The 13,661-nt window shown below is 40.1% G+C and carries 16 protein-coding genes; all 16 read right to left on the bottom strand.

The window, feature by feature from the left end; all coding sequences use genetic code 11:
• Nucleotides 1-42 precede the first annotated feature (42 nt).
• Nucleotides 43-678: a DoxX family protein gene (locus tag IM753_RS05340; RefSeq protein WP_194092478.1), complete on the bottom strand. Its 636-nt coding sequence runs from the start codon at nt 676-678 to the stop codon at nt 43-45.
• A gap of 11 nt (nt 679-689) precedes the next feature.
• On the bottom strand, nt 690-1,472 hold the full coding sequence (locus IM753_RS05335) for a DUF2063 domain-containing protein (RefSeq protein ID WP_194108830.1): 783 nt from the start codon (nt 1,470-1,472) through the stop codon (nt 690-692).
• Nucleotides 1,473-1,498: 26 nt separating this feature from the next.
• Nucleotides 1,499-2,407, bottom strand: a complete 909-nt coding sequence (locus IM753_RS05330) for a DUF692 domain-containing protein (RefSeq protein WP_066891919.1) — start codon at nt 2,405-2,407, stop codon at nt 1,499-1,501.
• Between the two features lie 10 nt (nt 2,408-2,417).
• The gene (locus IM753_RS05325) at nt 2,418-2,624 is read right to left on the bottom strand and encodes a DUF2892 domain-containing protein (RefSeq protein ID WP_194108829.1); all 207 of its coding nucleotides are present in this window, start codon (nt 2,622-2,624) and stop codon (nt 2,418-2,420) included.
• Nucleotides 2,625-2,634: 10 nt separating this feature from the next.
• Nucleotides 2,635-3,018: a rhodanese-like domain-containing protein gene (locus tag IM753_RS05320; protein WP_065255387.1), complete on the bottom strand. Its 384-nt coding sequence runs from the start codon at nt 3,016-3,018 to the stop codon at nt 2,635-2,637.
• A gap of 24 nt (nt 3,019-3,042) precedes the next feature.
• Complete coding sequence (locus IM753_RS05315) at nt 3,043-4,359, bottom strand: FAD-dependent oxidoreductase (RefSeq protein ID WP_172823622.1); 1,317 nt, start codon at nt 4,357-4,359, stop codon at nt 3,043-3,045.
• Between the two features lie 106 nt (nt 4,360-4,465).
• Complete coding sequence (locus tag IM753_RS05310) at nt 4,466-4,783, bottom strand: hypothetical protein (RefSeq protein WP_194108828.1); 318 nt, start codon at nt 4,781-4,783, stop codon at nt 4,466-4,468.
• An 89-nt stretch (nt 4,784-4,872) separates the two neighbouring features.
• The gene (locus tag IM753_RS05305; RefSeq protein WP_051225941.1) at nt 4,873-5,088 is read right to left on the bottom strand and encodes a hypothetical protein; all 216 of its coding nucleotides are present in this window, start codon (nt 5,086-5,088) and stop codon (nt 4,873-4,875) included.
• A 170-nt stretch (nt 5,089-5,258) separates the two neighbouring features.
• Nucleotides 5,259-6,473 (bottom strand): RtcB family protein, encoded by a 1,215-nt coding sequence (locus IM753_RS05300; RefSeq protein ID WP_194092481.1) that lies wholly within the window; start codon nt 6,471-6,473, stop codon nt 5,259-5,261.
• Between the two features lie 747 nt (nt 6,474-7,220).
• Nucleotides 7,221-7,925, bottom strand: coding sequence for a metallophosphoesterase (locus IM753_RS05295; protein WP_227712936.1), 705 nt, complete (start codon nt 7,923-7,925; stop codon nt 7,221-7,223).
• A gap of 1 nt (nt 7,926) precedes the next feature.
• On the bottom strand, nt 7,927-8,520 hold the full coding sequence (locus tag IM753_RS05290; protein WP_194092482.1) for an aminotransferase class IV: 594 nt from the start codon (nt 8,518-8,520) through the stop codon (nt 7,927-7,929).
• A 2-nt stretch (nt 8,521-8,522) separates the two neighbouring features.
• Entirely contained in the window at nt 8,523-9,284 is a 762-nt protein-coding gene (locus tag IM753_RS05285) for a hypothetical protein (RefSeq protein WP_194092483.1), read from the bottom strand.
• 1 nt (nt 9,285) lies between these two features.
• Nucleotides 9,286-10,365, bottom strand: a complete 1,080-nt coding sequence (locus IM753_RS05280) for a DNA cytosine methyltransferase (protein WP_194092484.1) — start codon at nt 10,363-10,365, stop codon at nt 9,286-9,288.
• Nucleotides 10,362-11,135, bottom strand: coding sequence for an Eco47II family restriction endonuclease (locus IM753_RS05275; protein ID WP_194092485.1), 774 nt, complete (start codon nt 11,133-11,135; stop codon nt 10,362-10,364). Before IM753_RS05275 ends, IM753_RS05280 begins: the two co-directional genes overlap by 4 nt.
• Before the next feature lie 9 nt (nt 11,136-11,144).
• Nucleotides 11,145-12,563 carry a ribosome biogenesis GTPase Der gene (gene der / locus IM753_RS05270; protein WP_194108827.1) on the bottom strand — a complete coding sequence of 473 codons (1,419 nt, stop codon included), beginning with the start codon at nt 12,561-12,563 and terminating at the stop codon, nt 11,145-11,147.
• Between the two features lie 115 nt (nt 12,564-12,678).
• Nucleotides 12,679-13,575 carry a LysR family transcriptional regulator gene (locus IM753_RS05265; RefSeq protein ID WP_194108826.1) on the bottom strand — a complete coding sequence of 299 codons (897 nt, stop codon included), beginning with the start codon at nt 13,573-13,575 and terminating at the stop codon, nt 12,679-12,681.
• Nucleotides 13,576-13,661: the final 86 nt, after the last annotated feature.

The following is a 13,661-nucleotide window of genomic DNA, read 5'->3' as shown; positions in this document are numbered from 1 at the left end:
ATAAATGGTACGTTATGAATATGTTATGAATATCTGATGATATTATTTTAACATTGGCAGACTTTTATTTAGCCAAAAATCCACACTGATAATACGCCCCGCCCCATAAATAATCAGCACAAGCAACATAATAAAATACGTCATGCCAAATTCTACGCCATTATTTAAAATCACAAAATTCCCCGTTTCGGTAAGCCAGTCATAATTACCATAGGATTGTAAAATTTCACGAGCCTTATTTAATCGCTCACCTGCTTGTATGGAATTATCCAAACTTGCCTGCCCATACCTGCCAAATAATTGGGCGATGTTTGTCGTTGGATTCGTTGGAGCGATGGCATGCCAACCATTTTTTAAATGCACCAATAACATGGCAAATGCCATGGTGATTGCCAATAATAGACCAAATAAACGTGTTGCCACCCCTAATAACAATGCCACACCGCCAATCAATTCGGCAATAATGACCACGACCACCCAAAAGGATGCAAAAGGCAAACCAAGCCCCCAATCACCATTACCAAACCACGCCACTGTATCATAAAATGAGCGGTATTTGGTCAGCCCTGCCATGATAAAAATCGGAGCAAGATACAAACGTATTGCTAGTAGTGGCAAAAAGTCTATTTTTTTCAAAGACAAAACCAATTTGTCATAATAAGCAACATATTTATTCATCATAAATCCCCTTATCTTTTATAAAAAATTTGGTTGTCTAGCATGGTATTTAACAAGTCATCAAATGATGATTTTATATCATTTAAAATCTCATCATTTAATTCAAAGGTTTTTTGTAGTTGTAATAATAATTCATCGGTATTTTGATAACACACGCCTTGCTTTTGCTTTTCTTGAATAAAGGTCAATATGATAAATGTCAGTTGGTCAATTGCCATAAATGCGGTTTTAAAGACATTATCCATACATTGACGACATACCACCAAAAACGTCGGCTGTTTTTTATTGGGTAAAAATGACACGCTAATGTCTTGTACCATCCATTCATAATACAAAATCTGGGCGGTATGATTGATGATAATAGGTTCATTTTGATGAATAAAAACAGGCTTAGGGCTGTCATTGGGCAGATTATCCACATACAGCTCCACCCATTCATAATGAACAAATTGAGATAAATAAAGTGGCAAGGAAAATTTATTCAAAACATCATCTGTCAAATAACCAACAAACTGCTCATTAATTTCACTAAAATACGGACTTGTCATATCACCATGTTTTATAAAATCTTTGATGAGATTTTGCCAAAGCGATGCACCAAAATGCACTTCAATGATTTTACGAGTAATGGGAAAGCATTGGTTTATAAAGCCAGAGATGTTATTATAAATCAAATGTTGGTATAACTGCCCAACACGAGAAGGCACGGTATCGCCATCATCGTGTTTTTGCTTTCTAATATAATCACCAAATTCACGCTGAAAGCTGCGTAAATTGGGTGCTTTATCTGTCATCATTACCATAAGAATTTATTAAACCATTAAGCCAATTTAGTTACGGTGTTATTTTTGTGGATTTGTTGAATTTCTCGGATAAATTTTACTTCACGGGTAAGCTCGCTAAGTTTTGGAAAGTTAAAATCACGCTCCAAACAAGTTGGAATTTTATCCGCCGTTTTGCCCGTTTTGGCAAAAATCAACTCATAAGCATCATTTAGCAATGCCCAAACACGCTCTACCACGCCATCGCCATGTGTATCCACAATCAGACCATCATCGTCCACATAATGTCCTGCCACATGTAAATAACACGTCCGCTCTAAGGGTAATTCACGCAAATATTGGTGTGGGTCAAAACCAAAGTTCTGACTATTGACAAAAATATTATTCACATCCAAATGCAACAAACAATCCGCCTCTTTTATCACCGCTGAAATGAATTCACTGTCAGACATTTGGCTTTGAGAGGGTAGATAATAGTATGAGGCATTTTCAATACCGATTTGAGAGCCTAAAATGTCCTGCACTTTTTTTATGCGGTCAGCCACCCAAAATACCGCTTCTTGGGTGCAAGGTATGGGCAATAAATCGTATAAATGTCCTTTATCATCACCACACCAAGACAGATGCTCGGTGAATAAATTCATGCCGTGTGATTTCATGAATGTTTTGATATTATTGACATGAGTAATGTCCAATTCTTGTGAACTGCCAATAGATAAAGAAAGTCCATGACAGATGAATGAAAACCGCTCGGTATAAGCACGTAAGATACTTTCAAAACGACCGCCCATCATGCCTTGGGAATTTATCCAATTTTCAGGCGAGACCTCAAAAAAATCAATATGGCTTAATTGATAAATGGCATTGACATCATCAAGAGACATTTGCGGTAATAGTTCACGGCGAAAGCCAAGCCCTGCCCCATGTGGTGATTTGTTATCTGTCATGTCTGTCTTTTTACTTATTGAAGTTTTTATTAGCATGGTATTTACAGGTGCTGATGCCCAAAAGATGATAAATGGGGCAAAAATTCATAAAGCCTGTCAATAAAGGCACAAGCCCAACGATTGCCCACCACGAACCAAAATAAGCACCCACACCAATAATAACGACACCCAAAACAATTCGCACGATTTTATCGGGTTTGCCAACATTAATTTTCATAAAAAATCCCTTAACGATAGCCTTGTTGTTTTAAATCTTCATAACCGCCGTGATTGGTAACATTGGTATAACCCAATTTAAGCAGTTGCGTACGAGCAACCTCGGCACGTCTGCCACTACGACAATATAGATTGATGGGACTGTCTTTATTAGGTTCAATGGCAAAGATACGTTTGGTGATATCATCAACAGGGACATTGATGCTATCTGTCAAATGACCCGCTTGATATTCTTCTGGGGTGCGAACATCAATCCAAACGCCTTTTGCCTTTGGTGTGATTTGTGTTTGAACCTGTGTTTGGGTTGTATTGTCTTTGATGGACATGTTGGCAAAACTGTTACATGCTGTCAATCCAAACACACCCATGATGATGGTCAGAGTAAATTTTTTCATAACATACCTTTATAAAAAACCATTTTAAAATTGAGCAAATAAATCATTTAATGATTCGCTCATGGTTGGATGCGTAAAAATCTGTCCTTTAAAATAATCTGCTTTAACACCATTATCCATTGCCAGTTTAAATAAGTTGATAATCTCATGGCTGTCATCACAAAACAGCGTAACACCCAAAATCTCATTGGTGTCTTTATCCACAACCGCTTTTAATAAACCTTTGGTGTTGCCTGTCATTTTGGCTTTAACAATGTTTTGGGCGGCTAAGGTTGCTACTTGATAATTTTTACCACTTGCTTGGGCTTGTTTTTCACTCATGCCAATTTGTGATAAAGGCGGTGTGATAAAGACGCTGGTTGGGAAGATATTGCGGTCAGCTCTTTGGCGTGTGCCACTGCCAAACAAATCATCTGCCACAATGCGATAATCATCAAGCGAGATATAAGTAAATTGTGGTGAGCCTGCAACATCGCCCATGGCCCAAATATTGTTTGTGGCTTTTAGTTTATCATCACACACCACATAACCACGCTCATCTAATTGCACGCTTGTGTTTTGTAGGTTTAGACTGTTTGTGTTGGGCTGTCTGCCAATGGCAATAAGCACGGCATCAGCATCTAGGGTCAGTTTGTCAGTGATGACCTGAGTGTGGGTATCTTGATGTCTAAACTCTTGGACGTCTTGCCCCAAATGCAACTCAATACCACGCTCATCTAACAAATCAAGGACAATTTCACGCACATCATCATCAACGTTTGCTAAAAACTCCTCCGACCGCTCAACAATGCTTACTTGACTGCCAAAGGCGTGATACATAAAGGCAAATTCAAGAGCGATGAATCCTGCACCCACGATGACCAATCGCTTGGGGGTGGTTTTTTGCGTATCGCCTAAGTTTAACAGCCCTGTACTGTCATAAATATGCTCACCATCCACGCCTGCCACGTTTGGCATGATGGGGGTTGCACCTGTGTTGATAAAAATCCGCTCAGCACGCACCGTCTCGCCTGTGGATAGGGTAACGGTATTATCATCAACAAAACTTGCCTGTGCGGTAATGACACGCACGTTTGATAAATCATTGATTTTGTTAAAATTTGCTTCACGCAAAGTACTGATAAGGGCATCTTTGTTTTGCATGGCTTCATCAAAACCATCCGTTTTGGCTTCATGAATCAGTTTTTTTGAGGGAATACAGCCCACGTTAATACACGTTCCACCATACATTTTTTCCGATTGCTCAACCAAAATGGTACTCTGACCATGTTTATCAAACAGTCCTGCCAATGTTTTGCCTGCTTTACCAAAGCCTATGATTAAGTTTTTGGTTTGTATCATTAATTTTTCTCCGACTCACCCATCAAAAAGAGCGTTAAATAAGTAAAAATAACGAAAGTCAAGGTTACAAAACATCATAACCTTGTATTTGCCATCAACAAACTGTTTATTTTGAACCGCCACAACTGGCATTGGCGTTTTTATCAGTACTTGCTCCACAACTGGCAGATGCTGATTTGTCAGCATTGGTCGCACCACATTTGCCCTCACCACATTTGCCCTCACCACATTTGCCCTCACCACATTTGCCTTCGGCGGTTTTGGTGTCGGAGACGACTGCTTGATTAGGCTGGGCGGTATCAGCATTTTGATAGCCTTGTGCCAGTGGCTGTGCTTGCACTTTTTCCTCTTTGCAAGCACTCAGCCCTGTCGCCAGTAAGGTTGCTACTGCAAGGCCTGTGATTTTACGGTTAAGATTTGACATAATAAACTCCGATTGAACATCATAAACCATTCTATGATATACCTTAGACGGACGTGGAGCAAATATCTTACAAAAAATTTGAAAAATTTTTAAAAATTATTGTCATACCCCTTATGTTTTAGGTGCAAACGTATTTTAGCACGCTCTTTTTTATGGCGTGTTTTGGGGTTGTCTTTATCATGAACACCACCCTTTTTTAATAAAGGGTTTAAGGCGGTTTGGTTGCGTACTTTAATCGCACTTGGGTAAATTGGGTGATTTGCCAATTTTTCGCCAAGTTTGATAAGCTCTTTTTGGTTTTTCATATTATTTTCCTATGTTGGACTAAATCAAAATATATTTTAGAATTTGGACGTATAAGGGTAATTTATTCACCCCAAAATCCAAATTTAACACAGGGCAAATGTAATTTGCTCCTGCACTTATTTTACAAAATGACAAATAAAAAATCAGATAGTAGTCCAAAAATCATTCATCACCCCTTAATACACATCACCTGCTTTAAGGTATGCACAACCTCCACCAAATCGGTTTGGTTTGCCATGATCTCATCAATATCTTTATACGCCTGTGGAATTTCGTCCAGCACGCCCTTATCTTTACGGCATTCGATACCGTCCGTTTGGCTCACCAAATCCGCCAAGCCAAACTCACGCACCGCACGCCCCCTGCTCATTTTTCGCCCTGCCCCATGCGAACACGAACAAAAACTCTCGCTATTGCCACGCCCACGCACGATATAGGATTTCGCCCCCATAGAGCCAGGGATAATGCCAAGCTCACCCTCATAGGCACTAATCGCCCCCTTGCGAGTTACATAGACCGAACTGCCAAAATGCCTCTCACGGCTGACATAGTTGTGATGACAGTTTATCGCCTCTTTGGTTACGGTAAAGCGGGGAAATTGTGCGTCTTTGCTTTGTAAGGCTTTGATAATGAGTCTCATCATCTCCTTGCGGTTTTCGGTCGCATAGTCCTGAGCCCAGCCCACCGCCTCAATATAATCGTCAAAAAACGGCGTACCCTGCGCCAAATACGACAGCTCACGGTCAGGAATATAACCAAAACACGTCTCATTCACCTTTTTGGCAAGACTGATAAAATACTCGCCAATACACGAGCCAATCCCACGAGAACCAGAGTGGAGCATAATCCACACGTCATCGTTCTCGTCCACGCACAGCTCAATAAAGTGATTGCCACCGCCCAACGTGCCAAGCTGTTTTGCCCACGTTCTGTCAAAGTTATTGAGCATTTTTAACAAACCCTTGTGCTTGTCGGTAATTTTTTTGAGACGAATGGCAAGCGGGTCAAGCGTACTCATTTTTGCCATGATTTGCTTGTGCTTTTCAAAGCCGACAGGGACGTGTTTTTCAATGGCAAGGCGGGCAGGTTTTAGGTTGTCGGGCAACTGCTCTGCCTTGATAGACAGGCGTAGGGCGTTCATGCCACAGCCAATATCCACGCCCACCGCAGACGGAATGATTGCCGATTTGGTCGGAATCACGCTCCCCACAGTCGCCCCCTTGCCCGCATGAACGTCAGGCATGACGGCGATATGGCTATGGATAAATTGCAACTGGCTCATCGCGTAGAGCTGATTTAACGCCTTTTGTTCCACGTCTTTGGTAAAGATTTTGACAGGCACGCCATTGTTGCCATTTTCATTTAAAATAAGTCCGATACTCATAAAATTATTTCTCTTTTGGGTTGGTTTGGGGATTGTGCTATTGGTATTTTTTGGGCAAATGTAATTCGCCCCTACAATGACGATTGAATTTAAAAATACCAAATTTTTGATATAAAAATCCCCAACCAAAAATCATTTAATTTTTAGCTAATTAAATAAACATAAATTAAAAAGACAATACTTCCCCAATCATTTTTAAATATAAAAATGACAAATAAAAGACAATATTTTTGGGAAAAGAAAACCGTCAAAATTGATAAAGCAGTTTATCAATTTTTAAGACAAATCTTGGCGATTTTTTGGGCAAATTTTAGACAATAAAAAAACGGTGAAAGCCTTGTAGATTAAGGCTTGCCACCGTCTTTATGTGTTTGGCTTGATATAAAGATTATATCAAAAATGATTTGCCCAAACAGTCAAAACGGTTGGTCTTTTTTGGATTACAAAAATTGTAAGATACAGACATTGTTTTACTCCTATTGCTGTTTGGGTGAATGAAATGCACCAAGCGTATTTGGTGCGTGAATGCGTATATGATAAGCGATAAAAATAAAAAGTCAAGGGATTTTTAAAATTTTTTTTATAAAATTGCAAATCATCACATATACCGCCAACTTTCTTTATCAAAATGAATAATATCAAATAATGGTACGCTTTTTATGCTGATATTATCCTTGTTTTTTTCTAAAATTATCATACAGCCTGTTTCTAATTTGCCTTTTTGATTAAATTCCAATTCTTTGATTTTTATTGATTGGGTAATGCCATTATCAGCAAGTGTTTCATGATAAGGCTCACCCGTATGTCCATAAAAAGATAACAAAAAGCGATATTATCCAATGCGTCTGCCACGTCAGATGAACCATAACCACGAATGCTCTCGCTTGGTTTGTCATGAGTGATTAAAATATCTATATCGCCACAAGTTTTATAGAGCTTTTTTAATTGTTCTCGTTCGTAGTTTTGGATAAATGTTTTATTATCTCGCCCTTTTCTGTCGCCAATTCGCCCAATCCCCAATAGGCTAATGCTGTCGGTATCATTGGTTAATATGAGCGGAAAGCCTGTTTTTAATACCCGAATTTTTTGATAACAATCAATATGAAAATAAGGCGAATTTTTATCGCTGTTATGTTCTAAATTATCCAAAAAATCATGGTCTTCGTGATTGCCACGCACGGCATACATGGGGATATTAAGCGTATTTAAAAATTTGGCAATGTCATTATCCATTTTGACAAAATTATCCATAAAACCCAGCTCATCTCTGTCATGTCTGGCGTGTCTTAATGTCGCTTTATCCATGTTGTTTTTGTCGGGAAATGCTCCCATGTCGCCACATTGGATAATGGCGTCAATCGCTTTCCCTGTCAGGGTTTGGTAATAATTCACTAGTTTAAATGGCAATAAAAATTTGCCATGAATGTCCGCAAAAATTGCCAATCTTAGCATATCATTCCTTAATATTTTTAATTAATATCGCCCTATTTTCATCAAACGCATTTAAGGCATTTATCATCATCACTTTTTCGTATTGCCAAATGTTATTTTTATCAATATTTGCCAAATGAACTTTTTGAGTGTCCAATAAATACGCTCGCTGAGTACCTTTCAATAATGGTGTATCGGGCGTGTACCAATGATTATCTTTTAAAAATAATAAATTGCCAATAGAACAATCTGTAACTAATCCATTTTTTATAATAATAATTTCATCACAATCGCCCTTTTGCGATAATAACTGATTTAATAAAGCCCTATCATCATATTTATAAGCATAATCTATACTATCGCATTCTATTATTTTAAAAGATTGAATGGATTTTGGGGTATAATCAAAATACTCTACTTTTATGTTATAGTTATCATAAGTAACACGGCAACGGATAAATTTATTATTAAATTCATCAGAAATGTTAATAATATCGGCAATATCATCAATCATCGTTTGGCAATGTAAAAATAACTGCCCCTGTTTAAATCGCTCATTATGATAATCCAGATTTAAAATATCACCGTTATTTATGGCAAGCGTCTCAAAAAGCATGGTTAATCCAATTTTTTCCATTTAATCTCAACTGCCGTCATCTCGCCCACAACCGTTTGTTTTAGGTCTCGTGCCATGTCAAATTTGGTCGGCGATGTGGGGATATGCACCGCCATAAGCTCGGCTTGGGTCTGCGGATAGCGTGGGTTTTGGGCGGGGTTGGCATAGCCGTGCGGATATATGGGAGTGCCGTTTGATAGGTCGTATTTGTCGCTCGCCCCAAAGGCGTGCAAGCTCTCGTGGGCGATGACCACGTTATTATTGGCGGTTTTTTTGTCCATGCCAAACAGATTGACCACGCCAATGCGTCCATTTTGTAAGGCGGTAGATGTCTCGGTGATGACTTTTTTGTCGGGGCTATGGTACTGCAAAAATAACCGCAAATTGGTCGGCACGCCAACGTCATGGGCGTTTTTGTAGGCATAATAGCGAAATTTTAAACTCCAAATAATCGCATCACTCATTCCGCCATTTCTTGGCACGACAGGGGGCATGGCTTTGACTTCTTGCCCAAGCCGATAATAAAAATTGGCATTTTGACCGTATTTTTTGCTCTCGGCATTAAGATAGGTCTCTATTTCTTTAAAATCGCTGTCGGATAGGCTTGCGATATATTTGGCAACCTCTGGCGAATTATCCACGTTAATGGGATAAATGGCGACATAAACAGGCTTTTGCCAATCGTGATTTTTATCACGAAAGCTATTGACAGCGACGATGAGTAAAATGCAAAGTAGGATAAGAATGCGGATGTTTTTGAACATATTAATCCATGATTTGTAATAACAACTGTCGCAATTGCACGCCCATGGCATATGCCAAATTCACAGGAACGGCATTGCCGATTTGTTTGTACTGCTGAGACAATGAACCTGCAAACTGCCAATCATCAGGGAAAGTTTGTATGCGAGCATACTCACGCACCCTAAGCGGACGGGTTTCGTCAGGGTGGCAACGTTCGGTTTGGTTTTGGGCGGGCGAACACGTCAAAGTCAAACTCGGCTCATGCCAACCCAAACGCCTTGCCATGCCTGTACGCCCACCGCCCAAAAAATAGCTTTTTTTCATGTAAGCACGAGCCACTTCATCAGGCAAATCACGCCAACAGCCCCCTTGTGGCACAAGGTCTAACACCGATCTTTTGTGTTCTGGATAAATTTGTCCGTCCGACATCGGCACATCACAATCAAACAGTTCACCTGCTTTTAAAGCGTCCGTCATGGTCATGGGGCGATGATAAGGCGTAGGCCACACAAAATCCACCTTATCCGCCAAATCTTCACGAACACCCACAATAAAAATCCGCTCTCTTTTTTGTGGCACACGAAAATTAACAGCATTTAATACTTTTGGCTCAATCACACGATAACCTAATTCTGTGAGTGTCTGTTTAATGGTTGCAAGCGTTCTGCCTTTATCATGATTTAACAGACCCTTGACGTTCTCGCCCAAAATAACCTTAGGGTTAATCTCTTTTATGGCACGGGCAAATTCAAAAAACATCGTCCCTCGAATGTCATTAAAGCCTTCGCCTTTTCCTGCATAAGAAAATGCCTGACAAGGAAATCCACCCGATAAAAAATCAACCTTATCACGATAAGGACGAAAATCCACCGTAGAAATATCCTGTTCTAAAATATGCCAATTAGGGCGATTTTGGCGTAATGTTTGGCAAGCATGTTTATCCACTTCATTAAATAACACCGCTTCAAATCCTGCTTTTTCAAGACCCAAAGCCAATCCGCCCGCCCCTGCAAATAATTCAATGCTACTAATTTTTTTATTAGAATGAATATAGGATTGTTGATTTGGTATTTGCTCATCAAATAATGATAAATTTGTCATGATAACCCCAAATGAAAGTTATCAAATCCTTGATATTTTTTAAATGTGATTAAATACAAACTGGTTAGAATATGCTCAATGTTTTGTTCTTGTATGTCTGATAACACCGTATTTTCAATGATTTGTGTTTTTTCATTTGCCAATACATCTTGGATAACGTTTGGCAATATTTGGCATAATTGAGCAAAGGCATTAGCGTTACCTGTTACCAATTCATAAAACTTATCAATAGACACTCGGCGAATTTGTTCTTGTTTCATGGATTGATTATCCACCGAGCATTGCCATGCGATATTTTGGCTATTTTTGGCGATAATCTCCACAAGCATACAAGTGGCATTTGGCTCTTGCAAAATCTTGTGTTGCATTCGCATATATGTTTTTGCCGATGATGAACTGTTCATGGTGTTGTGTTTATTTTTCATCTCTACATAGATTTGTAAAGATGAATTTTCAACATCAAACCCTTGACTAGGAACAGACCAACCGTTTTCTTTACCAATAAAATTAAAAATATTTTGATGAAAATAACCGATATGATTGGTATTGGATTTATCCATTTGACGGCTAATTTCATTATCCAAAATAACAGACAATGCCCCATTATCAAAACCGCCTTGATAAATGGCACTGTCAAATGTTAATTTAATTGGGTCAATTAAGTTTTTATTTAATTTTTTAAAATCAATTTGAAAACGGTATTTTAATACCGTATTTTTGACATGATGATATAAATCATCATCACTAATAAATGACAACCCGTAATTCATAATCCGCTCTTACTTTCTCTTCTTATCCCGTTTCTTAAATTCAGCAATACGTTTACGCTCACGCATGACTTTGGCTTTATTTTTGATGACGGGATTTTTTTTACCTTGATATGGGTTGGCGTTTTGTTTAAATTCCACATGAAGGGGTGTGCCTTCTAATTTAAATACCTCACGATAGATATTTTCAAGATAACGCTGATAGCTCTTTGGCAGACTGCTTGTTTGGTTGCCATGAATGACAATGACAGGTGGATTATGACCGCCTAAGTGAGCATAACGAAGTTTGATACGGCGACCACTCACCATTGGCGGTTGATGGGCCGCCACAGCATCTTGCAAAATCTGCGTAAGACGAGATGTGGATACCTTAAACATGGACGCATCGTACGCCTTATGGATGGATGGATACAGATTACCCACACCATTGCCATACAAGGCAGAAATCAGATGAATCTTAACCCATGGGATAAAGTGAAAACGTCTGTCCATTTCAATTTTGACACTGTCTTTTTGGTCCTGAGTGAGATTATCCCACTTATTAATGGCAATCACAATCGCCCGTCCTGCATCTAAGGCATAGCCGAGCATGTGTAAATCTTGGTCCACAATGCCCTCATGAGCATCAATCACCAACACAACCACATTCGCATCTTTGATGGCCTGCAAGGTTTTGATGACACTAAATTTTTCCACTTTCTCATCAATACGCCCACGCCGTCTTACCCCTGCGGTATCAATGAGTGTATAAGTTCGCCCCTCTCGCTCAAAAGGGATATAAATGCTGTCTCTGGTTGTGCCTGGCATATCAAACACCACAACACGCTCCTCACCCAAAAGGCGATTGACCAGCGTGGATTTGCCCACATTTGGGCGACCGATGATCGCCAATTTTAAGCCATCTGCCTTGGAATCTTCAACGACTGTTTCAGGCATATCAGCGGTGATGATTTCAAGTAGGCTCGTTACGCCCTTGCCATGGCTGGCACTGGTAGGTATCGGCTCACCAAAACCTAACCCAAAAAACTCAGCAATGGACGCATCATGTACGCCATCTGTTTTGTTGGCTACCAAAAAGACAGGTTTGCCCAGCGTGTGCAAAAACCTAGCAATCTCCTCATCACTTGGGGTAAGTCCTGCTCGTGCATCCACAATAAACACAACCATGTCTGCCTCGTAAATGGCGGTGTACGATTGTGTCGCCATGTAGTCATCAATGTTACCCTTGCCATCATCAGCCTCGCCAATACCTCCTGTGTCAATGGCGATGAAAGATTTATTTTCAAAAAATACATCGCCATACTGACGGTCTCGGGTCAGTCCTGCCAAATCAGCAACTAGGGCTTGGCGGGATTTGGTGAGTTGGTTAAACAGCGTGGATTTGCCCACATTTGGGCGACCGATAAGGGCAACTACGGATTTTAAGGACATGGTGTTCTCAGTTGTTATTTTATAAAACTTGCTATTTTAACATAAAATTGCCAAAGTGGGGCATTTGTCAATTGCCAACTTAGAACATACCAGCAAGAAATACACCAGCAGAACATCACTCCCATGCCTTAGCATACCCTTTTAAAAATCGCAAAAAGGCACTCATGGCAGGCGTGGGAGAACGCCTTTTATGGGTGTAGCACATAAATTTGCGATGAATGCTCGGTTCAACCAAAGGCCTCATGACAAGCCCATGTTGATCAACCCAGTTTTTGGCGTGGGGTAAGGTGATGGTTAATCCAAACCCCATTTGTGCCATGCCAAGAGCGGTAGACAAAAAATTTACCTCATAATCCATCCGAAACAACCGAGATGACAGCTCTTTGGGCAACTCATCTATCAATCTTTGGGTAAAATTACCACGCAAGGTAATGATACGCTCATCTTCAAGCTCACCCCAAGCGATGTGGGAATATTTGGTAAGGGCATGCGTGGTAGGCAACACCACATAAAAAGGTGATGCAAACAACTCATCTGCCAAAATGTCTGACCCAAGCGTACGTTCAGGTCCAATGCCAATGTCAGCATCAAGCGACTGCACACGGCTGATGACCTCCTCAATGGAGCAGTCAAGCAGTGTTACCTGCACGCTAGGATAAATCGTGGCAAACTTATGAATCAAGCGTGGCATGCCTGATGCGGCGAGCTGTTGGGAGACGGCAAGGCGGATTTTGCCTTGATAAAAGTCCTTTAAATCCTGCGTTTGGTGGTCAAACAATCGCACTTCATCCAAAATCCGCCGTGCGTGTGGGAGCAGTCGCTTGCCTGCATCCGTTAAATGGATTTGGCGAGTGGTGCGGTCAAAGAGCTTGACGTCAAGTTGTTTTTCCATCTCTTTGATGAGTCCACTCAAAGATGATTGGGTTAAGAACAGCTCATCACCTGCCTTGGTAAAACTTCTACAATCGGCAATCATCACAAAGGCTCTAAGCTGTCGCAATGAGACATTCATTGGATTTTCCCATAAATAAATTAAAAAAATGATTTGTACAACCTTTATACTTATTTTATGATAACTGTCATCAGTTGGCAATGTTT

Origin of the sequence: Moraxella sp. K127 (assembly GCF_015223095.1) — a bacterium.
Classification (GTDB): Bacteria; Pseudomonadota; Gammaproteobacteria; order Pseudomonadales; family Moraxellaceae; genus Moraxella.
Note: the sequence above shows the minus strand (reverse complement) of the source record. Positions and strands in the feature narration are given on the sequence as shown.

Bases quoted from the DNA above. Each gene is read 5' to 3' on its own strand.
- IM753_RS05340 (WP_194092478.1), bottom strand. From the start codon at position 678: ATGAATAAATATGTTGCTTATTATGACAAATTGGTTTTGTCTTTGAAA.
- IM753_RS05335 (WP_194108830.1), bottom strand. From the start codon at position 1,472: ATGACAGATAAAGCACCCAATTTACGCAGCTTTCAGCGTGAATTTGGT.
- IM753_RS05330 (WP_066891919.1), bottom strand. From the start codon at position 2,407: ATGACAGATAACAAATCACCACATGGGGCAGGGCTTGGCTTTCGCCGT.
- IM753_RS05325 (WP_194108829.1), bottom strand. From the start codon at position 2,624: ATGAAAATTAATGTTGGCAAACCCGATAAAATCGTGCGAATTGTTTTG.
- IM753_RS05320 (WP_065255387.1), bottom strand. From the start codon at position 3,018: ATGAAAAAATTTACTCTGACCATCATCATGGGTGTGTTTGGATTGACA.
- IM753_RS05315 (WP_172823622.1), bottom strand. From the start codon at position 4,359: ATGATACAAACCAAAAACTTAATCATAGGCTTTGGTAAAGCAGGCAAA.
- IM753_RS05310 (WP_194108828.1), bottom strand. From the start codon at position 4,783: ATGTCAAATCTTAACCGTAAAATCACAGGCCTTGCAGTAGCAACCTTA.
- IM753_RS05305 (WP_051225941.1), bottom strand. From the start codon at position 5,088: ATGAAAAACCAAAAAGAGCTTATCAAACTTGGCGAAAAATTGGCAAAT.
- IM753_RS05300 (WP_194092481.1), bottom strand. From the start codon at position 6,473: ATGAGTATCGGACTTATTTTAAATGAAAATGGCAACAATGGCGTGCCT.
- IM753_RS05295 (WP_227712936.1), bottom strand. From the start codon at position 7,925: ATGCTAAGATTGGCAATTTTTGCGGACATTCATGGCAAATTTTTATTG.
- IM753_RS05290 (WP_194092482.1), bottom strand. From the start codon at position 8,520: ATGCTTTTTGAGACGCTTGCCATAAATAACGGTGATATTTTAAATCTG.
- IM753_RS05285 (WP_194092483.1), bottom strand. From the start codon at position 9,284: ATGTTCAAAAACATCCGCATTCTTATCCTACTTTGCATTTTACTCATC.
- IM753_RS05280 (WP_194092484.1), bottom strand. From the start codon at position 10,365: ATGACAAATTTATCATTATTTGATGAGCAAATACCAAATCAACAATCC.
- IM753_RS05275 (WP_194092485.1), bottom strand. From the start codon at position 11,135: ATGAATTACGGGTTGTCATTTATTAGTGATGATGATTTATATCATCAT.
- der (WP_194108827.1), bottom strand. From the start codon at position 12,563: ATGTCCTTAAAATCCGTAGTTGCCCTTATCGGTCGCCCAAATGTGGGC.
- IM753_RS05265 (WP_194108826.1), bottom strand. From the start codon at position 13,575: ATGAATGTCTCATTGCGACAGCTTAGAGCCTTTGTGATGATTGCCGAT.